Genomic DNA, 21,686 nt, shown 5'->3' on the forward strand with positions numbered 1-21,686 from the left:
CTAAGAGAGCTTCTTTTGCCCAAATCGCTCGCAAAGACTGGACGCCGTCGCACAAGGATTCGACTGTGTAATCTCCACTCATGAATCGACGTCGCAGTTTTGCCGGAGCATTGCCGATCATGGTCCAAAAGCACACGAGCCGCTCATCGGCCCATCCGTGGATCGACACGGTCTGGCAAACTGTGTGTCTGAGCGACGGGATCTATAAAGCCACACCGGACGGCTCGTGGGATCTGATCCGCAGCGTCACGCCGGGCAAAGGATCCGTGGTGTTTTTGAGTGGCCAGGCGACCGAGCCCGTCGATGTGCCCTATGTCGAGGGTGAGCACTCGGTGGTCATCTCATTTGCCGCCCATGTCTATCTTGCGCGTGACAAGGAGGTGCGAACCGGTGCGGCGGTGCGTTTCCTGGATGTGGAAGAAGACGAATTTTCATTGGATGGCGTGAAGCTGCCGTTGCCGACATTTCTGCACGCCGAATCTCTTGTCGACGAGATGATCGCGGCAGGGCTGCTTGCGTCCGACGACGTCGTGGCCAGGGCCTTTACCGAAAAGCCCAAAGCCGCCTCCAAACGCTCGGTGCAACAGCATTTCAAGAACACCACCGGTATTACGCAGAAGGATTTCCAGTTGATCCGCCGCGCGCAGGAAGCGGTTCGGCGCTTGAAAGCCGGTGACAGCGCCGCGGCCGTGGCGTTCGATCTTGGCTATACGGATCAACCGCATATGATCAAATCCATCAAGAAGATCATGGGCTCCCTGCCCTCAAACCTCGATGCGGTTCACAAGATCTGATGCCGGGCGAGGGTTTTCGGCCGGCATCAGAGATTCACGGCTATTTCGTAACAAGCGCCGCAAATTGCTTGATGTCCTCGACATAGAATGCGGGATCTTCCCACGCGGCGAAATGGCCCGCCTTTTCCATATCGTGAAACTGCACGACATTTCCCGAGGTCTGGCGGTCCGCCCATTCACGCGGCAAGCGAACGCCGCCTGGAATGGGCACTTCAGTCGCCACCGCCACCGGCACGCCCGTATTCTTTCCCTTGATGGTCGGCGCCTGCATCGCGTTCTGATTGTAGATGCGGAAGGACGAGGCCGCCGTCTGCGTCAGCCAGTAGATCATGATGTTGGTCAAAAGCGCGTCGCGGCCAAATCTGGCGTCGGCCTCGTCGCCGACCCCCATCCCGGCCATGAAACTCATGATCCATGCGGCTAGGCCGACGGGCGAGTCGTTCATGGCGAAGGCGAGGCTTTGGGGCTTTGTCGCCTGGACCAGATTGAAGGCGCCGTGCATGAAGAACCATTGCTGGATCGCCCCGGCGTAACCTTGTTCCGGCGCGCTCAGAGCGGCAAAATCCGTGGTCTGGTCCGGGTAGCCCACATCGGTCAGGTGGGAGCCGATAAGCTTGTCCGGGTGGCGTTGCGCCATCGACATGGCGATCACCGACCCCAGATCGCCGCCAGCCACGATGAAGCTGGAGTAGCCCAGAACGTCATTCATGAGGTGAGCAAAAATGTCAGCCACCTTGTCGGCGGGGAGCGCCGTTCTGCCGGAGAAGCCGGTCCCCGGAATGGACGGCACGACGACGTGAAATTCCTCCGCCAGCGCATCCACGACCTTGTGATAGCGGTAGAAACTGTCCGGCCAGCCATGCAGCAGAAGGATCGCCGTGGCGCCCTTCTTTTTCGACGGCTGATGGACGAAATGCAGGTCGACCCCTTCGATATCGACCTTGTAGTTCGGCAATGCGTTCAGGCCTGCTTCGGCCTTTCGCCAATCATAGTCATGGAGCCAATAGTCGGTCAGCTTCTTCATGTAGTCCAGATTTGTACCGGTCATCCATCCGGTTCCGGCGGGTTCATCCGGCCAGCGTGTGTGGCGCAGGCGCGCCTTGAGATCGGCGAGCTGGTCATCGGAAATGGCAATCTTGAACGGCGTCGGCTTGGCCATGGTCGTATTCTCCTGTGAGACGGCGCTGCGATCGGTGAGACCGCCGAGAAGAGCTGCCGCGATGAGGCTTTTGGCAAATTCGCGGCGGTGCATTCTCGCAGCTCCTGTTCTTTTTCGATGGAGCCAGACTATGGGAACGGCGGCAGTGCGGATTGTAAATTTGCGCAAATCATCCGGCCGAACGAGCACGCGACAGATCTCACTCTCGCGCCCCGTTTGAGGCACGATGGATGCACGACGACAAGCAGTGCACCGCCGCTGCCAAAGCCACAGAAGGTGCAGGCGGACGGATATTCCGCTGTCTTAGAGGGTGAACGACCAGAACAGGCAGGCCAGCGTCGCGGCGGCGAAGATCACGAAGAACAGGCTGCGCAACAGCACGTTGCGGCGCAGTTCGTTCATGACGAAGTGGCAGCCGACGACTGCCACGGCAAACAGGAACCGCCAGTTCAGCAAGGCGAGCATCGCGCTGCCCTGGCCGAAGGCCCATCGGGCGAGCAGGCCGCCGACGATGGTGGCAAGCAGCACGATCACCGTCCAGAAGATCGCGTCGGCGCAGTGGGTCAGCACGATRCTGGCCGCACGGATCGGCAGGATCATCATCAACAGCGCGCTGAAGAAAAAGACGGCCGCCAGCGGAATGAAGGTTCCGGCATCGGCGATACCATCGAGGCGCCTGACGCCGATCGCGCCATAGGGATAGCCGTGGCGCGCCACTGCAAGGCTCAGCGCCATGAGCAAAGCGGTCAAGACGGCGACGAGTGCGAAGGTCGTGAGGGCTTTGCTCATGGTGTTCCTGTCCCGGGCGAATCAGACAGGAACTTTGTAGCGGGCGGTCGTAAATTGCACGTAAGCGAGGGTGCCGCCCGTGCCGATTCCGATCGGCTGCTATTCGGCCGCGACCCGGCCTGCCGAACGGTTGGCCAGCACGAAACCGACCTCGTCCACCGCCTGTGCCGCACGCTTGAGGATCGCCTCGGAGCGCAGCACACCATCAGTAAAATCCTTGTCGGTGGCGTAGACGGCGGTGGGCAAGGCAAAGGCCTCGAAGAAGCCGAACAGCGGCCGCAGCTGATGCTCGACGATTAAGGCATGGCGCTCGCCGCCGCCGGTCGCGGTCAACAGGACGGGCTTGCCCCGCAACGCCGAGGGATCGATCAGGTCGAAGAAATGCTTGAACAGGCCGGTATAGCTGCCCTTGTAGGTCGGCGAACCGACCACCAGCACATCAGCGGCGAGGATCTGCGCCAGGATCGGCTGGGCCTGGCTGTCGAGGTCGCGCGCCCACCGTGCTGTACCCAGAGATGCGCCGACATCCTCGATGTCGTAGGTGACAGCCGACAGGCCATGGCGCGCGGCGATGTCCCTGGTGACGAGTTCGACGAAGGCGCGTGTCTTTGACGGCCGGGTGATGTTGCCGGAAAAGCCGACGACTGTGGGGTTTGACATGGCAGTGGGCCTCTTGGATGTCGAAGTTTGAAGTGGCGGGCCACCCGGCCCGCCGATGGGAAATCAGCTCCAGGCGTGCAGCGGCGGGTTCTCGCCATTGAGGAAATATTTGCCGAGGATCGAGTACTTCCACCGTACCGGATCGTGCAGCGTATGGGTGCGGGCATTGCGCCAATGCCTGTCGAGATTGTGCTCGGCCAGCGTCGAGCGCGTGCCGGCCAGTTCGAACAGTTTGTTCGTCGCGGCAATGGCGATCTCGGTCGACAGGATTTTTGCTTCCGCGGTGACGATCTGCGCATACGCCACCGTCTCGGCGGTCGGCTCGGCCACCGCCTTGTCGATCGCCAGGCCGGCCTTTTCCAGCAACGCCTGCGCGGCGTGCAGGCGCAGCGTCAGGTCGCCAATGGCCTGGATGGTGTAGGGATCGTCCCAGGCATTGTCGACGCCGCTGTCGATCCAGGCGCGGCTCCTGGTCCGGACGAAGTGAACCGTCTCGTCGATCGCCGCCTGGGCGATGCCGGTGTCGACCGCCACCTGGATGATCTGGAAGATGGCGCCGTCGGCGGTCGGCCTGTCATAGCCCTTGTAGCCGGGCACCAGATGCGTCTTCGGCACCTTGACGTTGTCGATGATGACAGTGCCGGACAGTGTCGTGCGCTGGCCGAAGCTCGACCAGTCGTCGATGACGGTCAGGCCCGGCGCGCCACGGTCGGCGATCGCATACCAGGCGCGGCCCTCGTCATCGAGCGCCACGATCGGCACCAGATGGGCAAGCAGCGCGCCTGACGAATAGAATTTGCGGCCGTTGACGACAACATGGTCGCCGGCATTGGTGAAGCGGGTCTCGAAATCGGCGGCGCGCTTGGAGCCGAACTCGGAAAAGGCGTTGCCGAACCGCGTGCCTTTCAGCGCTTCGGCAAACAGCAGCTTCTGCTGTTCAGCATCGGACACGGTGCGGATCGCGGCGATGACGCCGAGATGGTTCTGCGCGATCTGGCCGATCGAGGAATCCGCCGCCGAGATGATCTCGATCACCTTGGCCAGCGTCACATAGGACACTTCCGGGCCGCCGAATGCCTTGGGCACGTTGATCGACCACAGGCCGCTCTGCGAGAAGGCGTCGAGTTCGGCGACCGGCCAGATCCGCTCACGATCGCGCTTCGAGGACTCTTTGACGAATTCGGCGGCGAGCGCATGGGCGACGGCAATCGCCTCGGCGTCGTCCTTGATGACGTGGGCCGGCGCCGATGGCCTTGCGACGGGCGGCACGGCGGCGGAGGCATGGTCTGTCTTGACGGTCGAGACGGTCATTTCACTGCTCCTTCGAATTCGTTTCAGGCGACTGCATGGAGATGGGTTGGCTTCGCAGCCGGCGATGGTTGTTGACCGAGATAGAAGGCGCGCACATCCTCGCGCTGGCGAAGATCAGCAGCGGCGCCGGAGAGAACGGAGACGCCGTTTTCGAGCACCGTGGCGTGGTCGGCATAGCGCAGCGCGACAGCGGAATTCTGCTCGGCGACCAGGATCGACAGGCCGGTCTCGCGGTTCAGCTTTCTCAGCGTCTGAAAAATGTCCTGGACGATGAGCGGGGCCAGGCCCATCGACGGTTCGTCGAGGACCAGCAGGCGCGGCCGCGACATCAGCGCCCGGCCGATGGCGGTCATCTGCTGTTCTCCGCCGGATGTCAGGCCGGACAATGTCCGGCGCTTCTCCTTCAGCCGAGGGAAATAGGCGTAGATCCGCTCGAGATCCGCGCTGGTCTCGGCGCGGCGGCCGCTGCGGCCGATGCCGCCGGCGACCAGGTTCTCCCCGACGGTGAGGCTCTTGAAGCAGTGGCGGCCTTCCAGCACCGGCACCAGGCCGGCGCGCACGAGGTCGCCCGGCTTGCGGCGCGAGACATCGGCGCCGTCATAGCGGATGGYGCCGGCGTTGACCTGGCCGCGCTCTGCCGGCAGCAGGTTGGAGACCGCCTTCAGCGTCGTGGTCTTGCCGGCGCCGTTGGCGCCGAGCAGCGCCAGAATCTCGCCGCGCCGGATCTCGAAGCTGACGCCATGCAGCGCCGTGATGGCGTGGTTGTAGGTGGCATGGACCGTGTCCACCGCAAGGATGACGTCATTGTCCGGCATGGGGCTCTTCTTCCGCGGTTCGAGAACCGTAAAGGGCTAGGCGCCACGGAAACCTACCGTGGCGCCCGGCACCAGTGATCAGTTGGTGGTCACGGCGTTGGCATCATCGGCGGTGCGCAGCTTGATGCCCTTCTCCTTGGCATAGGCCTCGGCCGACTTCTCGATGATCGGCCGCAGCAGCGCCCAGTCCGGCGCGATCCAGTCGGAGACGACATTCCATTTCTTGCCGTCCCATTGCTGGAAGGTCACGTAGCCCTCGCCTTCGTGGTTGTCCCAGCTGACATTGATCGAGTGGAACAGGTCCTTGGCGCCGAGCGCCTCGACCTTGGCCGGATCGAGCTTGAGGTGTTCGAAGCCCCAGCGGACCTCATCGCCGGTCAGCGTGCGATGGCCGAACTTCTCCTGCGCTACACGGATCGCCTCGACATTGAGGATGCCGTTGACGATGCCGAGATTGTGGTAGACCGAGCCGATGCGCGACTTGTCTTCCAGATTGCCCTTGCCGGCGTCGTAGACGGTCTTCACGATTTCCTGCAGCACCGGGTAGGTGTTGCCGGAAGCCTGGGTGGTGATGGCGGTGTAACCCTTGGCGGCGTCGCCGGCGGGGATGACGTCCTCTTCCGAATTCGACCAGACATTGCCGACGATGTGGTCGACCGGGTAGCCGACCTTGACCGCCGTCTTCAGCGCCACCGGGTTCATCACACCCCAGCCGCGCAGGACGACAAAGTCCGGCTTGGCGCGGCGGATGGTCAGCCACTGCGACTGTTGCTCGTTGCCGGGATGCGGCACTTCGATCTGCTGCACGGTGAAGCCGTATTTCTGCGCCAGCAGTTCATAGATCGGGATGGTCTCCTTGCCGTAGGGCGAGCCGTGATAGAGCACGACGATCTTCTTGCCCTTGAGCTTGTCGATGCCGCCTTCCTTGGAGGCGATGTAGTTCACGATGCCTGAGGTCTCGCTGTAGGGGTTGAGCAGCAGCGGGAAGACGTAGGGGAAAACGCGGCCGTCGGTGGAATCGGTGCGGCCGTGGTTGACCGTGATCAGCGGCACCTTGTCGGCGGTGATGCGGTCGATCATGGCATAGGCGATGCCGACCGAGAGCGGGTTCCAGGCGGCGGCACCGGCATGGCTCTTCTGCCGCTCATAGCATTCAACGCCGCGCTCGACCTCATACTGGGTCTCGCATTCGTCCCAGGTCAGCTTGACGCCGTTGACGCCGCCGTCGCGGATGTTGATGAGGTTGAGATAGTCGATGAAACCGCCGAAGAAGCCGGTGCCGCCGGCCGCATAGGGTCCGACGCGATAGCTCTGCAGCGGGAAATACTGTTCGTCGGCTTGGGCTGATGGCAAGGCCACCGACACGATCATCGCCGCGGACAGCGCCGCCGCCTTGATTGTGCTGAGGAAGGTCATTGTCAGGGTACTCCCGGTATGGGCCGTCTTGGTTCGGCCTCTGGTTCATTTTCAAATGCGAGTGCGGGGCTCAGGTCGACTGCCAGGCGAACAGGAGCCGTCTTCGGACCCTGTCCCACAGGGCCACCAGCCCGTCGGGTTCCAGGATCAGAAACAGGATGATGAGCGCGCCGAGCACGATGCGCTGGCTCATGTCGAGCACGCCCGAGTCGAAGACATCGCCGAGCAGGAAGCCGCCCAGGCGCGACAGGGCGAGCGGAAAGACCACGATCAGAGCGGCGCCGAAGAAGGCGCCACGGATCGAGGCGAGGCCGCCGATGATGATGATGAACAGGATCTGGAAGGAGCGGTCGAGATCGAAGCCGTCCGGCTCGACGGTTCGCAGATAGGCGAAGGCCCAGATGACGCCGGCGACGCCGATGATGAAAGAGGAGATGGCGAAGGCCAGAAGCTTGGTCTTCAGCACCGGAATGCCGATGATGCGGGCGGCGGTCTCATTGTCGCGGATGGCGATGAAGTTGCGCCCGGTCTGCGACGATACCAGCCGATAGGCGAGGAAGGTGAGGATGCTGACGATGGTCAGCGCGAAGAGATAACGGCCGACGGCGCCGTCGAAGGCGAAGCCTGAAATCGACAGCTTCGGCGCATCGATGACGCCGGATGCCGAATCGTTGGAGAACCAGCTGAATTTGGTCAGCGCCCATTGCACGAAGAACTGCGCGGCGAGCGTGGAAACGGCGAGATAGAAGCCTTTCAGCCGCAGGCTCGGCAGGCCGAAGACGATGCCGATCGCGGCGGCGACGATGCCGGCCAGAACAATGCTGCCGATCAGCGGCAGGCCTTCGACGCGCAAGTTGAAGTTATAGGCGGCGAAGGCGCCTGCCGCCATGAAGGCGGCGCTGCCCAGCGAGACCTGGCCGGCATAGCCGGTGAGGATGTTCAAGCCCACGCCGGCAAGGCCGAGTGCCAGGAACGGCAGCAGGATGGCCTCGAACAGATAGCTCGAGCCGATCAGCGGCACGACGCCATAGGCAAAGGCAAGCAGCAGCACGGGCGCGATCCATTTCGGCAGCACCGGCGCGGCGGAGAAATCGCTTGTGATCGCGGCCATGGCTCAGACCCTTTCCACGAGCTTCTGGCCGAACAGGCCGGAGGGACGGATCAAGAGGAAGACGAGGGCTACGACATAGGCGAACCAGCTCTCGATGCCGCCGCCGAAATAGTCGCCGATATAGACCTCGGCGAGTTTTTCGCTGGCGCCGATCAAGAGGCCGCCGACGATGGCGCCGATGATGGAATCGAAGCCGCCAAGCACCAGCACCGGCAGCGCCTTGAGCACCACCAGCGACAGCGAGAACTGCACGCCGAGACGGGCGCCCCAGAGCAGTCCCGCCACCAAGGCGACGAGACCGGCGGCAGCCCAGACGGTGGCCCAGATCAGCGGCAGCCTGAGGCCAACCGCAAGGGCCGCGAACTGGTCGTCGGCGACGGCGCGGAAGGAGAGGCCGATGCGGGTGTAGCGGAAGAAAAGCGACAGCAAGAGAACCATGCCGGCGGCGACCACCGCGGCGAAGATGTCGAACTGGCTGATCAGCACGCCGCCGACTTCCAGCGGTACGTCCTCGATGCCGAGGTCGAGGCCATGGACCTGCGTGCCCCAGATCAGCTGGGCGGCGCCCTCGATGATGTAGGACAGGCCGAGCGTTGCCATGAAGAGGGTGATCGGCGGCTTGTTGGTGAGCGGCCTGAGCACCGTGCGCTCGATGGCGATGCCGATCGCCACCATGATGGCGAAGGTGGCGACCAGCGCCAGCGCGAAGGGAACTCCGCGCTCGACCAGGCTGACGAAGGTGAGCGCCGCAAAGAGGAGCAGCGCGCCTTGCGCGAAATTGAGCACGCCCGAGGTTTTGTAGATCAGCACGAAGCCGATCGCGACCAGCGAGTACATGACGCCGGAGAGCAGGCCGCCGACGAGCACTTCGATGAAGAACTGGTAGTCGAAATCGGCGATCATATGCCTGCCCCATCCTCATTGTCGGAGGCGACGCCGAGATAGGCATCGATCACGCGCTGGTCGTTGCGGACCTCGTCGGGCGTGGCGTCGGCGATCTTGCGGCCGTAGTCGAGAACGGCGATGCGGTCGGACAGGCCCATGACGACGCCGACATCATGCTCGATCAGCACGACTGTCGTGGCGAAGCGGTCGCGGGCAGCGCGCACGAAACTTGCCATTTCGCTTTTCTCGCTTGCGGTCATGCCGGCCATCGGTTCGTCGAGCAGAAGCAGGCGCGGCTCCGCGACCAGTGCGCGGGCCAGTTCGACGCGCTTCTGCAGCCCGTAGGGCAGCGTGCCGGCGAGGCGATCACGGACCGCGGTGAGGTCGAGGAATTCGAGGATCTGCTCGGCGCGGCTGCGTGAATCACGCTGCTCGCCACGCGAGCGGCCGATGCCGAGCACCTGGCCGGCGAAATTGGAGCGGGCCTTGTAGGCGAGACCGGAGGCGACATTGTCGAGAACGCTGAGGCCCTTGAACAAAGCAAGGTTCTGAAACGTCCTGGCGACGCCGAGATGCGCCAGCCGCTGCGTCGGCACCTGGGCATAGCTGACGCCATCGAGCAGGACATGGCCACGGTCCGGGCGGTAGACGCCGCTGATGACATTGATCAGCGAACTCTTTCCGGCGCCGTTCGGACCGATGATGGCGCGGATCTCGCCGGGGCGCACCGACAGGTCGATATCGGCCAGGGCTACGACGCCGCCGAACGACAGGCCGATGCCTTGCAGCGAGAGCAGCGGAGCGGCGGCATCCGCGATCGAGCCTGTCGGCACGACGCCAACGGCCGACGACAGGGGCGTCGACGTCAGGCCGCGCGCGAAGACTTCCGGCGCGTAGACCGAGGCCTCCATCATTCCAAGGGCATAGCTGGCCAACGGCATTCCAATCGTCCTCGATTGCTAGCAGGCGCACAAATCCCGTTGCCGCCCGAATGCTCGAGCGCGCCTGGGAAACTTCATTCGTTTGCTGGCCGGAAATGCCCGGCCAGCCTGGAGGGATGCCTATTCCGCTGCCAGCGACGCCGCCTGTTCGGCGTCCTCCAACTCGCGAACGAGCGGGATGACATGCTTGCCGAAATACTCGACCTCTTCCTGGAAATGCAGGAAGCCGAGCAGGATGAGATCGGCGCCGGCGCGCTTCAGGTCGACGATGCGCTCGGCGACCTGCCTCGGCGTGCCGATCAGGTTCGAGCGGAAGCCGTCATTGTACTGGACCAGATCGTCGAAGGAGGATTTCGCCCAATTGCCCTCGCCTTCCGGCGAAGCCTTGCCGGCGTTCTTGACTTCGTGACCGAAGGCGTTGACCGCTTCGGGATTGGCCTTGGCGATGATTTCGGCGAGCACCGCCTTGGCCTCATCCTCGGTCTCGCGGACGATGGCGAAGGCGTTGACGCCGACCTTGACGGAATGGTTGTTGGCCTTTGCCTTGGCCCTGATGTCGTCCACCTGCTTGGCGATTTCGGCCGGCGTGTTGCCGTTGGTGAAGTACCAGTCCGAGACACGCGAGGCCATGTCGCGGGCGGCGCGCGAGGAGCCACCCTGGAAGATTTCGGGAAGCTGTGGCGGTTTCGGCTTCAGTGAATATTCGTTGAAGCGATAGAAATCGCCGCGGAAGGTGAAGCTGTCCTCAGTCCATATTCCGCGCAGCGCGCGGATGAATTCCTCGGAGCGACGGTAGCGCTCGTCATGGTCGAGCCAATGCTCGCCGATGGCGTGGAACTCGCCGCGGAACCAGCCTGAGACGAGATTGATGGCGACACGGCCATTGGTCAGATAGCTGATGGTGGCGAGCTGCTTGGCGGCCAACGCCGGATTCCAGGGACCGGGCAGGATTGCCGCGATGACCTTGAGCGTCGTGGTGGCGGCCAGGAGGTCATGGCTGAAGGCCACCGATTCATGCTGTTCGTCGGCGCCGTAGCCGGCGGTGAAACGGATCTGGCTCAGCGCATAGTCGAAGCCGGCCTTCTCGGCGATCTGCGCCAGCTTGCGGTTGTACTCGGCCGAATGGTTGGTGCGCTGCTCGATGTTGGAAATCACCAGGCCTCCCGAAACATTCGGCACCCAGTAGGCGAACTTGACCGCGTCGGTTCCTGCTTGTGCCATGACTGTCTCCCATTCAGGCCGTATCGTTGATCGGTCCGGCGAGGCCGGATTTCGCCAACATTTATTATGTCTACTGATTATATATACAAAGTAGGATTTTCCGTTTTTGGCGCCTGCTTGGAACGGAAATACCAATTTTTCGCGGCCAGGCCGGGTTCCGCCTGTCAGCGCGCGACCGCAACGTCGCCGGCATTGGCGCCAACCGCCTCGGCGGACGGAAACCTGTCGACCAGCCCAGCAATCTCGCCCGCGACCATTTGGGCATGGCGGGCGACCTCCGGCAGGCCCATGAGTTCGCCAAAAGTGCCCCGCGCCAGTGGACCGGCGACGAAAAGCCCGGGCACTGCCGCGCCGTCCCGGCCGATGGCGCGGCTATCCAGGCCGGTCGCGATGCCGAGCCCATAGGCGCAGCCCCTGATCAGCCCGGCCTCGGCCAGCGAGTGCAGCGCCGGATTGAGCTGTAGCGCCTGACCATGAGCCGGCCCCGTCGTGTTGATGACGGCATCGAAGCGGGCCGTCTCGATCCGCGTCTGGCCGCGCCGCTGAAAGCTGACGGCGAGGCTCTCGCCCTCATCGTTGGACGCGACGAGCCTGGCGGCGATGGTGTCGAAGGTGCCGGCGGCCTGGCGGCGATCGAGCACCGAAGCAATTTGCGGTGCGATCCTGAAGCGATGCACGTCCCAGAACACGCGAAGCTGACGGACCAGCCTTGCGCGTTCCGACGGAGCAAGGGCGGCCCACAACACCGGCCCCTGCAGGCGCAATTGGTCGAAGACGGACTGCCAGTTGACGTTGGCCTCGCGCGCCGCGGCAAGCGTGGCGCGAATGTTGCGAAGCAGGCCAAGCGCCGACGTGGCCGGCGCCGATGCGAAATCGCCGAAGGGTTCGCCCCTGACATCGGGATGGCCGCGCGAGCGCAGTCCGCGGCGCGACAGCGCCAGGACGCGGCCGCGATGGCCACGGCGATCGAGTTCCGCGACCATGTCGGCCGAGGTCAGCCCGGAGCCGACGATCAGCACCGAGGCGTCCGGCCCGATCCCGACAAGTGCCGATGCGGCATAGGGATCGGCGACAAAAGCCGGCGCTTCGGCCAGGGAAGCCAGCGCTGCCGGGATTGCGGGTGCAGGATGCGTCGCGGCGAGGACGACAATGTCGGCGGCGACGGGGCCGGCGGAGGTCTGCACAGTCCAGCCGGCGCCATTTGTTTGCCGTGTCACGCCGGTGGCGAGACCGCCGACATGACGGACCGCGCCTGAAACCAGATAGGGGGCGAGGTGCTCGGCGACATAGCGGCCGAACACGCGACGGCGCGGATAGGCGTCGCCATTCTTCCAGATCGCGTCGGCGTCACGCTCGAGTTCGCCGGAGCCGGCCAACCAGCGCGCGAAATGCTGCGGATCGTCGGGAGCCATGCTCATTCTGACAGCCGGGACATTGACCCGGTGCGACGGCTCTTCGCAGGAATAGGCGAGACCGCCGCCAAGTGCTGGGCGCGGCTCGATCACGGAGACCAACAGGTGCTCCGGCCGATGCGCCCGCGCCAAATGCCATGCCAGCGCCGCGCCGGAAAAACCGCCGCCAATGATGGCGACGCGCAGTCGGCGGGCCGGAGGCAGCGCGTTCACGAGGCGCTGGCGAGCGATTTCGGCCGGTGGTCGCCGGCGATGGTCTCGCCGAACGGTCCGGTGTTGACGGATGAGCCGGCTGATTTGACCGGATGATCGGTCGGCAATTTCGGCAGCACCAGTTCGCCAAAACGATAGGCTTCTTCGAGATGCGGGTAGCCGGACAGGATGAAGGTGTCGATGCCGAGGCGGCGATATTCTTCGATCCGCTCGGCAATGGTGTCGGGATCGCCGACCAAGGCCGTCCCCGCGCCGCCTCGTACCAAGCCCACCCCAGCCCAAAGATTGGGCGCGATCTCGAGCTTGGCGCGGTCGCCGCCATGCAGCGCGCTCATGCGCGCCTGGCCGACCGAATCCATGCGGGCAAAGACTTTCTGGGCCGAAGCGATCGTTGCGTCGTCGAGGCGGCTGATCAGCCGGTCGGCGGCGGCCCACGCCTCCTCGGTGGTTTCCCGCGCTATGACATGCAGGCGGATGCCGAAGGAGAGTTTGCGGCCGGCCTTTTCGGCCAGTTCGCGCACGGCGTCCAACTTGCGCTCGACATCGGCGGGCGGTTCGCCCCAGGTCAGGTATTTGTCGATCTCCTGTGCGGCCACGGTCGACCCGGCATCGGACGAGCCGCCGAAATAAAGCGGCGGATAGGGCGTCTGCACCGGCGGAAACAGCAACCTGCCGTCCTCGATGTGGAAATGCCTGCCTTGGTGCTCGACCGTCTCGCCGCTCAGCACGCGCTTGTAGATCCGCAGGAACTCCTGCGTCACCTCGTAGCGCTCGGCATGCGAGAGGAAAATGCCGTCGCCCTTGTTCTCCAGGGGGTCGCCGCCGGTGACGACATTGATCAGCAGGCGCCCGTTGGAAATGCGGTCGAGCGTGGCCGTCATGCGCGCGGCGAGCGTCGGCGACTGCAGGCCGGGCCGCACGGCGACCAGGAAACGCAGCCGCTCCGTCAGCGGCACCAGCGCCGACGCGATCACCCAGGAATCCTCGCACGACCGGCCGGTCGGCAGCAGCACGCCATAGTATCCCAGCGTGTCGRCGGCCTTCGCCACTTGCGTCAGATAGGGCAGATCGACCGATCGGCCGCCCTCGGCGGTGCCGAGGTAGCGGCTGTCGCCATGCGTCGGCAGGAACCAGAGGACCTTGATGCGGTCCGGAACGTCGCGGGTCATGGCTTGCCTCCCGCGAGCCGGTGGCGGCGGACTGTGCCCGACGAGGTTGAAAGCGGGCGCAAAGGGGTGGCCATGGCGTGGTTCCTGTCCGAGAAAACCAGATCGCCCGCACTTTGCTTATTCTACAAACTCTGTAGAGTTAGTTTATTCCAAATCCATCGTTGAAATTGGAAATTCTCTTCGATCGGTCGAAGCCGACCGAATCCTCTGCATGCTCGCTGGCGTCAGTCCCTGGCGGATTGGAGAAGACTGTTTGGTGGAGCCAATCGGAATCGAACCGACGACCTCTTGAATGCCATTCAAGCGCTCTCCCAACTGAGCTATGGCCCCACTCCCGGCAGTCAGCCGGCGCCGTTTCCGGCGAAGAGATCAGCGCGGGTTGGAACACCGCGCCGTTAGTGCAGGCGGCTTCTAACCCCGCCTTTCTCAGATATCAAGCCTTGATGAGCGGCTTTTTGTTCACAGGCCGAGAAAGCCTGCAAACGCTTGCGTCTCAGGCCTGTCAGACCTCGTCGTCGTCGTCGCCAACGCCGATCATGTCGGCAACGTCGTCGTCTTCTTCCTCTTCGTCGGCAAGGAAAGTGTCATCCTCGTCGTCGCCGAGGTCGACGTCCTCGTCATCACCGAGATCGGGCAGGTCGTCGCCCTTGACGTCGTCGTCGGCCTCTTCGAGCGAGACGACTTCAACGCCCTCTTCGTCCTCGGCGTCCACTTCCTTCTCGGCCACTTCCTCTTCCTCCTCGAGGGCGGCGATCTTGCCTTCCTCGAAATAGGAACGCGGATAGGTCTTGCCGGTGTAGGGCGAGACGATCGGGTCCTTGTTCAGGTCGTAGAATTTTCGACCCGTCTCAGGGTCGACACGCTTTGTGCCAAGTTCGGTTTTTGCCACGGCAAGCCTCGTCAATAAAAGAGTGGTCCCCTTAACCACTGTTTGCGGCGCTGTCAAAGCTAAAAGCCGGCGTCACAAAACCAAGTCCTGAAAGGCCTCGCGGCAAGTGACGGCCATGGGGATGACCATTTCGCCTCGCCGTGATACGAGACCGCCGCAACAAATGAAAAGCGCCGGTACGCCGGCATTCCGTCCAGGGAAATTCCATGTCTCACGCCGCCGCTGCCAAGCCGGCCACCGCCCGCAAATCTCAAGCCCTTTCCGGCACCGCGCGCGTGCCGGGCGACAAGTCGATCTCGCATCGCTCCTTCATGTTCGGCGGCCTCGCCTCCGGCGAAACCCGCATCACCGGCCTGCTCGAGGGCGAGGATGTGATGCGCACGGGCGCGGCCATGAAGGCGATGGGCGCGCATATCGAAAAGCGCGGCGCCGAATGGGTGATCCGCGGCACCGGCAATGGCGCGCTCTTACAGCCGGAAGGCCCGCTCGATTTCGGCAATGCAGGCACCGGCTCGCGGCTGACCATGGGGCTCGTCGGCACCTATGACATGGAAACCACCTTCATCGGCGACGCCTCGCTGTCTGGCCGGCCGATGGGCCGGGTGCTGGAGCCGCTGCGTCAGATGGGCGTGCAGGTGCTGAAGGCGACGCCCGGCGACCGCATGCCGATCACGCTGCATGGCCCCAAGCACGCCGCCCCGATCACCTACCGCGTGCCGATGGCCTCGGCGCAGGTGAAGTCGGCCGTGCTGCTCGCCGGCCTCAACACGCCGGGCATCACCACCGTCATCGAACCTGTCATGACGCGCGACCACACCGAAAAGATGCTCAAGGGCTTTGGCGCCAATCTGTCGGTCGAGACCGACGAACGCGGCGTGCGGCACATCTTCATCGAGGGCCAGGGCAAACTGACCGGCCAGACGATCGCGGTGCCCGGCGACCCGTCCTCGGCCGGATTCCCGCTGGTCGCCGCACTGATCGTGCCGGGTTCCGACATTGTCATCGAAAACGTGCTGATGAACCCGACCCGTACCGGCCTGCTTCTGACGCTGCAGGAAATGGGCGGCAAGATCGACATCTTGAACCCGCGCAATGCCGGCGGCGAGGATGTCGCCGACCTGCGCGTGCGTTATTCCGAGCTCAAGGGCGTCATCGTGCCGCCGGAGCGGGCCCCGTCGATGATCGACGAGTACCCGGTGCTGGCCGTCGCCGCCAGCTTCGCCGAAGGCGAAACGCTGATGCAGGGGCTGGAAGAATTGCGGGTCAAGGAATCCGACCGGCTGTCGGCTGTCGCCAATGGGCTGAAACTCAACGGTGTCGACTGCACCGAAGGCGAGGCTTCCCTTGCCGTTCGCGGCAGGCCGGGCGGCAAGGGTCTGGGCGGGCATCCCAACGGTCTGGATACCACCGTGCAGACGCATCTCGACCACCGCATCGCCATGAGTTTTCTGGTGATGGGGCTGGCGACGGAGAAGCCGGTGACCATCGACGACCAGGCGATGATCGCGACGAGCTTTCCCGAATTCATGGGGCTGATGACGGGGCTGGGCGCGGAGATTGAATGACGGTCGTGGCAATCAATAGCCTTGGCACTTTGGCGGGCCAATGACTCACGTCTTCACCATCGCCATCGACGGCCCGGCGGGTGCTGGCAAAGGCACCCTCGCCCGGCGGCTCGCCGACCATTACCGCCTCAACCTGCTCGACACCGGCCTCACCTATCGCGCCGTGGCCTATGCGCTGATCCAGCACGCGCTGCCGCTCGACAATGTCTCGGCGGCGGAAACCGCAGCGCGCCAGGTCGACCTGGCAAAGCTCGACCGCGCCGTGCTGTCGGCGCATGCCGTCGGCGAGGCGGCCTCCAAGGTCGCGGTGTTTCCGACGGTGCGGCGCATCCTGGTCGAGAAGCAGCGTGCCTTCGCCAAGACGCCGCCGGGCGCCGTTCTGGACGGGCGTGACATCGGCACGGTCGTGTGCCCCGACGCCGACATCAAACTCTATGTAACGGCGAGCGCGGAGGTGCGGGCGAAGCGGCGGCTGGCCGAGATCGAAAGCATCGGCGGCACCGCCAATTTCGCCGAAATCCTCGCCGACATCGTGCGCCGCGACGAGCGCGACATGGGCCGTGCCGACTCGCCCTTGAAGCCGGCCGCCGACGCACACTTGCTAGATACCAGCGAAATGGCTATAGAAGCCGCGTTTCTCGCGGCCATGGCGATCGTTGACGACGCGCTGGCCAGGAGGAACAAGGCCTGATCCGGGTTTTCTCACGCGTTTCCGTTGCCGGAAGGGCAGAAAATACCCATATCGGGCACGAACCAGCCTGCCAGCATTCTTCATGCGCCGGAATTGCCGCTTAGAAAAGCGGCCCAGGGCTTTTTAGCCCGGAACGCCGGCAGGCCAACGCAACGCTAACCCACGGCGCCCGTCCCGCTCAGAGATGCGGGGCACTCCAGGAGAAAATATGTCAGCTGCAAATCCCACTCGCGATGATTTCGCGAGCCTGCTCGAAGAATCTTTCACCACCGGCCACTCCGGCGAAGGTCAGGTCGTCAAGGGCACGATCACCGCGATCGAAAAGGACATGGCCATCATCGACGTCGGCCTCAAGGTCGAAGGCCGCGTGCCGCTGAAGGAATTCGGCGTCAAGGGCAAGGACACCACCCTCAAGGTCGGTGACACCGTCGAAGTCTATGTCGAGCGCATCGAGAACGCGCTTGGCGAAGCGATGCTTTCGCGCGAGAAGGCCCGCCGCGAAGAGAGCTGGGTCCGTCTCGAAGAGAAGTTCACCAAGGGTGAGCGCGTCGAAGGCGTCATCTTCAACCAGGTCAAGGGCGGCTTCACCGTCGACCTCGACGGCGCCGTGGCCTTCCTGCCGCGCAGCCAGGTCGATATCCGCCCGATCCGCGACGTTTCCCCGCTGATGCACAACCCGCAGCCCTTCGAGATCCTCAAGATGGATCGCCGCCGCGGCAACATCGTGGTGTCGCGCCGCACCGTGCTCGAGGAAAGCCGCGCCGAACAGCGTTCGGAAATCGTGCAGAACCTTGAAGAGGGCCAGGTTGTCGAAGGCGTCGTCAAGAACATCACCGACTACGGTGCGTTCGTCGACCTCGGCGGCATCGACGGCCTGCTGCATGTCACCGACATGGCCTGGCGCCGCGTCAACCATCCGACCGAAATCCTCAACATCGGTCAGACGGTCAAGGTGCAGATCATCCGCATCAACCAGGAAACCCACCGCATCTCGCTCGGCATGAAGCAGCTCGAGAGCGATCCGTGGTCCGAGATCGGCACCAAGTTCCCGATCGGCAAGAAGATCAAGGGCACCGTCACCAACATCACCGACTACGGCGCGTTCGTCGAGCTGGAGCCGGGCATCGAAGGCCTCATCCACGTTTCGGAAATGTCGTGGACCAAGAAGAACGTGCACCCCGGCAAGATCCTGTCGACGACCCAGGAAGTCGACGTGGTGGTGCTCGAGGTCGATCCGGCCAAGCGCCGCATCTCGCTTGGCCTCAAGCAGACGCTCGAGAATCCGTGGGAAGCCTTCGCGCGCAACCATCCGGTCGGCAGCCAGGTCGAGGGCGAGGTCAAGAACAAGACCGAGTTCGGCCTGTTCATCGGCCTGGAAGGCGATGTGGACGGCATGGTGCACCTCTCCGACCTCGACTGGACTCGTCCGGGCGAGCAGGTCATCGAAGAGTACAATCGCGGCGACATGGTCAAGGCGCAGGTGCTCGACGTCGACATCGAGAAGGAGCGCATCTCGCTCGGCATCAAGCAGTTGGCCCGCGACACGGTCGGCGAAGCGGCGACTTCGGGCGAACTGCGCAAGAACGCGGTCGTCACCTGTGAAGTCATCGGCGTCAAGGATGGCGGTCTGGAAGTGCGGCTGGTCGACAGCGGCATCGAGACCTTCATCAAGCGCTCCGATCTGAGCCGCGACCGCGACGAGCAGCGCCCCGAGCGCTTCACCGTCGGCCAGAAGGTCGATGCCCGCGTCATCGCCTTCGACAAGAAGACCCGCAAGCTGCAGGTCTCGATCAAGGCGCTGGAAATCGCCGAAGAGAAGGAAGCGGTCGCCCAGTACGGCTCGACCGACTCCGGCGCTTCGCTGGGCGACATTCTGGGTGCCGCGCTGAAGAAGCAGGGCAACTAAGACGTCAGTCATCGGCGGCGCGCCTTGCGTGCCGCCTTACAAAAAAGACCCGCCGGAGCGATCCGGCGGGTCTTTTTCTTTACGGGAACATAAACTTCCTCGCGTATCTGCTGGTGGTCCAACGGAATACTTTCCATGAGCAATAGCGCCGATAATGCCGCTGTGCGGCCTTCCTGGTTGCTGCGCCTTTACACCAGCTCGCCTGTCCTGTTCTGCTTTTGCGCAATGGCGATCCTGATGACCGTTCTGTGGTCCCTGGGCTTCCGGCTCAACAATGACGCGGACGATCTCCTCAAGCTGCACGAAATCCGTACCTTGCTTGAAACGGGCAACATCTTCGACCGGACGCTGCCCGGCATTGTCCAGCCCGAGCCCTATGTTTCGCACTGGCCGTGGATCGTGGACCTCCCCTATGCCGCCTTCGCGCGCCTGTTCGCCCCGTTTGCCGGCTTCGAGCCGGCTTTGATGCTGGCAAGCTTCGCCGTCCCGCTGCTGCTGCTTGTGCCCGCGCTTTATTTCTACAACCGGCTGGTGATCGCCATCGGCTTTGCCCATCCGGCCGTCGCATTCCCGTTGGCCCTGATCTTCGCCGCGCGCGCCTTTTTCGAATTCGCCCCCGGACGGATCGACTACCACAATCTGCAAATCCTGCTTCTGCTGGCGACCCTGGCGTTGATGATGTCGGCGAGCCGCCTCTCGGCCTTCGTCAACGGGCTGCTGACGGCCCTGGCAATCGCTGTCAGCAGCGAGTTCGCGCCGTTCTATGTCCTGGTGATGGCGGTCTATGCCTTCGACTGGATCTTCGACCGTGAGGGCGGTGAAAGCAGGATCGCCGGTTTCGGGCTGGCCATGGCCCTCGGCGCGATCGCCCTGTTCGCGGCGATCGTGCCGCCCTCTGCCTATACAGCGGTCAGATGCGACACCTATTCGTCGCCGCATGTGACGGCACTGGCCGCGGCCGGGCTTTCATTTGCCGTCGTGCCTTTGCTCGCCGGCCGGCGTGGCGGATGGCTGATGCGCACGGCCATCCTTTTGGTGTTCGCGGCGGCCAGCGCGGCGGCACTGGTGATGTTGTTCCCGCAATGCCTGGCCAGTCCCTATGCCTCGCTCGACGTCTATGTTCGCGACAACATGATCAACAGGATCCTTCAGGAACTGAGCCTGTTTCGGCGCCCCGATGTCGTCCTGACGACAGGCTTTCCCAGCATGGCGCTGCTGTTTATCGGCGCGCTTGCGCCAGCCGTCATCTGCGCCAGGCCGCAAGGCCGAACCCGGCCTCTCGTGATATTGACCCTGTTCTCGCTGCTCTCGCTGGCGCTCGCGGTCGGCTATGTCCGTTACTACCGCTACCTTCCGATCTTTTCCGGCATCGGCCTCGTCTTCGCCCTGGCGAGCCTCGTGCCGAATGCGAGGTTGGGTCGGTGTTTGAAATCCCCGGTGCCGGCCGCATCGCACAGATACGCCCTGATCCTGCCCGGTCTCGTCTTGTCCATAGCAATGGTGCTGTACCATCTGTCGGTAAAACCGTCCGAGGCGGCGGTTCCCGCCGCCGAAGTCGCCGACAGCTGCTATTCCAGCCCTTTTGACCCGGAACAGGGTTGGCCGTCCGGCGCCATCGTTCTGTCTCCACCGCTGATCGGCTCGCGCTTCGTCGCACTTGCCGAAGGCCCCAAGGTGGTGACGATCGCCAATCATCCGTCGGCCAAGGGAATCGAGCGAAGCTATCGCTTCCTCGATCCGGCAACCGCCGACCCGCGCGCGATACTCGATGCGTCCAAGGCAACGCATGTCGCGATCTGCGCCTGGCGCGGCCCGCCGTTGCCGGGACTGGAAGCCGCCTATCCATTCGCGGCGGGGCTGATCGAAGGCCACCCGCCGGCATGGTTGCGGGAGTGCCCGACGAAAGCTTCATCGCCGCTGCGGATCTACAGCTATAGCAACGCCGACGGGTCGGACGCCATGTGCCCGGCTTCGACGCTCGCCGTTCAGGCCCGGCCGTAGAGCGGCACCAACGTTCCGCTCATCGCCTGATTGGCCGGCGAGGCGAGATAGGCGATGGCTTCGGCCGCCGCTTCGAGGCTGACCCATTTGGTGAAATCGGCATCCGGCATGTCGGCGCGGTTTGCCGCCGTGTCGAGGGTCGACGGCGCCACGGCATTGACCAGGATGCCCTTGGCCTTGAGCTCTTCGGCCATCGCCACCGTCATGGCCGCCACCGCCGCCTTGCTGGCCGTGTAGGCGACCATGCCGGCGCCGCGCCTGGGGTCGAGCCCGGCGCGCGCGGTGACGTTGACGATGCGGCCTGACGTGCCCGACGCCAGCATCGAGCGGATCGCTGCGCGGCTGCACAGGAAGGTGGTGCGGGCGTTTGTGTCCATCATCTCGGCAAAGGATGCCGATTCGATCTTCTCCACCGGCGCCATGGCGAAGCCGCCGGCCAGATGGATCGACCCCCACAAGGCAGGAACCTGGGCATAGAAGGCTTCGACCTTGGCGGAGTCCGACAGGTCGACATTATGCGCCAGCTTGACGTTGTCGTGCGCGGTGAAAGGAAATTGCTGGGGTGCCGCGGCATGTGCGTTCGGCACGTGGCAGATGGCGCCCTGTTCCAGCAGCCGGCCAACCACCGCGCCGCCGAGCGCGCCGGTCCCACCGGTCACAACGATATGCCTGCCTTGAAGTGTTTCCGTCATCCTGAACCGCTCCTTGTCGTGTTTTTATGATTATGTCGCTTGTTGC

At 63.9% G+C, this 21,686-nt stretch carries 19 protein-coding genes and 1 tRNA gene; 5 read left to right on the forward strand and 15 right to left on the reverse strand.

The genetic code is table 11. The annotated features are described in order from the left end of the window. The first annotated feature begins 119 nt into the window (after positions 1–119). Positions 120–794 (forward strand): helix-turn-helix domain-containing protein, encoded by a 675-nt coding sequence (locus AC1DPX_RS01845; protein WP_477234207.1) that lies wholly within the window; start codon positions 120–122, stop codon positions 792–794. A 40-nt stretch (positions 795–834) separates the two neighbouring features. Here AC1DPX_RS01845 and AC1DPX_RS01850 read toward each other — a convergent pair whose 3' ends face one another. From AC1DPX_RS01850 to AC1DPX_RS01915, 14 genes are all read right to left on the reverse strand, one after another. Then, a complete protein-coding gene (locus tag AC1DPX_RS01850) occupies positions 835–2,046 on the reverse strand; it encodes an epoxide hydrolase family protein (protein WP_477234209.1) in 1,212 nt (403 codons plus the stop codon). A gap of 210 nt (positions 2,047–2,256) precedes the next feature. Continuing rightward, on the reverse strand, positions 2,257–2,742 hold the full coding sequence (locus AC1DPX_RS01855) for a hypothetical protein (RefSeq protein WP_202356556.1): 486 nt from the start codon (positions 2,740–2,742) through the stop codon (positions 2,257–2,259). 99 nt (positions 2,743–2,841) lie between these two features. Then, entirely contained in the window at positions 2,842–3,402 is a 561-nt protein-coding gene (gene msuE / locus AC1DPX_RS01860) for an FMN reductase (RefSeq protein ID WP_202356557.1), read from the reverse strand. A gap of 63 nt (positions 3,403–3,465) precedes the next feature. After that, positions 3,466–4,713 carry an SfnB family sulfur acquisition oxidoreductase gene (locus AC1DPX_RS01865; RefSeq protein WP_477234211.1) on the reverse strand — a complete coding sequence of 416 codons (1,248 nt, stop codon included), beginning with the start codon at positions 4,711–4,713 and terminating at the stop codon, positions 3,466–3,468. Positions 4,714–4,736: 23 nt separating this feature from the next. After that, positions 4,737–5,528: an ABC transporter ATP-binding protein gene (locus AC1DPX_RS01870; RefSeq protein WP_477234213.1), complete on the reverse strand. Its 792-nt coding sequence runs from the start codon at positions 5,526–5,528 to the stop codon at positions 4,737–4,739. A 78-nt stretch (positions 5,529–5,606) separates the two neighbouring features. Then, positions 5,607–6,944 carry an ABC transporter substrate-binding protein gene (locus AC1DPX_RS01875; protein WP_202356560.1) on the reverse strand — a complete coding sequence of 446 codons (1,338 nt, stop codon included), beginning with the start codon at positions 6,942–6,944 and terminating at the stop codon, positions 5,607–5,609. 70 nt (positions 6,945–7,014) lie between these two features. Continuing rightward, a complete protein-coding gene (locus AC1DPX_RS01880; protein WP_477234215.1) occupies positions 7,015–8,055 on the reverse strand; it encodes a branched-chain amino acid ABC transporter permease in 1,041 nt (346 codons plus the stop codon). 3 nt (positions 8,056–8,058) lie between these two features. After that, complete coding sequence (locus tag AC1DPX_RS01885) at positions 8,059–8,958, reverse strand: branched-chain amino acid ABC transporter permease (protein ID WP_477234217.1); 900 nt, start codon at positions 8,956–8,958, stop codon at positions 8,059–8,061. Further along, on the reverse strand, positions 8,955–9,881 hold the full coding sequence (locus AC1DPX_RS01890) for an ABC transporter ATP-binding protein (protein WP_477234219.1): 927 nt from the start codon (positions 9,879–9,881) through the stop codon (positions 8,955–8,957). Before AC1DPX_RS01890 ends, AC1DPX_RS01885 begins: the two co-directional genes overlap by 4 nt. 120 nt (positions 9,882–10,001) lie before the next feature. Further along, the gene (gene sfnG / locus AC1DPX_RS01895; protein WP_477234221.1) at positions 10,002–11,102 is read right to left on the reverse strand and encodes a dimethylsulfone monooxygenase SfnG; all 1,101 of its coding nucleotides are present in this window, start codon (positions 11,100–11,102) and stop codon (positions 10,002–10,004) included. Between the two features lie 164 nt (positions 11,103–11,266). Continuing rightward, entirely contained in the window at positions 11,267–12,727 is a 1,461-nt protein-coding gene (locus AC1DPX_RS01900) for an FAD/NAD(P)-binding protein (RefSeq protein ID WP_477234223.1), read from the reverse strand. Continuing rightward, positions 12,724–13,896, reverse strand: coding sequence for an FMNH2-dependent alkanesulfonate monooxygenase (gene ssuD, locus AC1DPX_RS01905; RefSeq protein WP_477234225.1), 1,173 nt, complete (start codon positions 13,894–13,896; stop codon positions 12,724–12,726). Before ssuD ends, AC1DPX_RS01900 begins: the two co-directional genes overlap by 4 nt. Before the next feature lie 254 nt (positions 13,897–14,150). Next, positions 14,151–14,226: transfer RNA gene (locus AC1DPX_RS01910), tRNA-Ala, on the reverse strand. A gap of 172 nt (positions 14,227–14,398) precedes the next feature. Next, entirely contained in the window at positions 14,399–14,785 is a 387-nt protein-coding gene (locus AC1DPX_RS01915) for a TIGR02300 family protein (protein ID WP_202356579.1), read from the reverse strand. A gap of 206 nt (positions 14,786–14,991) precedes the next feature. On the opposite strand from AC1DPX_RS01915, the gene aroA reads away from it, so the two are divergent. The 4 genes from aroA (at position 14,992) to AC1DPX_RS01935 (ending at position 20,948) form a co-directional block, all read left to right on the forward strand. Continuing rightward, positions 14,992–16,350: a 3-phosphoshikimate 1-carboxyvinyltransferase gene (aroA, locus tag AC1DPX_RS01920; RefSeq protein ID WP_477234227.1), complete on the forward strand. Its 1,359-nt coding sequence runs from the start codon at positions 14,992–14,994 to the stop codon at positions 16,348–16,350. 40 nt (positions 16,351–16,390) lie between these two features. Further along, positions 16,391–17,041: a (d)CMP kinase gene (cmk, locus tag AC1DPX_RS01925; protein WP_202356581.1), complete on the forward strand. Its 651-nt coding sequence runs from the start codon at positions 16,391–16,393 to the stop codon at positions 17,039–17,041. A 208-nt stretch (positions 17,042–17,249) separates the two neighbouring features. After that, positions 17,250–18,947, forward strand: a complete 1,698-nt coding sequence (gene rpsA, locus AC1DPX_RS01930) for a 30S ribosomal protein S1 (RefSeq protein ID WP_010913037.1) — start codon at positions 17,250–17,252, stop codon at positions 18,945–18,947. A 237-nt stretch (positions 18,948–19,184) separates the two neighbouring features. Further along, on the forward strand, positions 19,185–20,948 hold the full coding sequence (locus AC1DPX_RS01935; protein ID WP_477234229.1) for a hypothetical protein: 1,764 nt from the start codon (positions 19,185–19,187) through the stop codon (positions 20,946–20,948). Here AC1DPX_RS01935 and AC1DPX_RS01940 read toward each other — a convergent pair. Continuing rightward, entirely contained in the window at positions 20,933–21,640 is a 708-nt protein-coding gene (locus AC1DPX_RS01940) for an SDR family NAD(P)-dependent oxidoreductase (protein ID WP_477234231.1), read from the reverse strand. The two genes, AC1DPX_RS01935 and AC1DPX_RS01940, sit on opposite strands and share 16 nt — an antisense overlap. Positions 21,641–21,686: the final 46 nt, after the last annotated feature.

It is taken from the genome of Mesorhizobium sp. 01N446, from assembly GCF_056399285.1.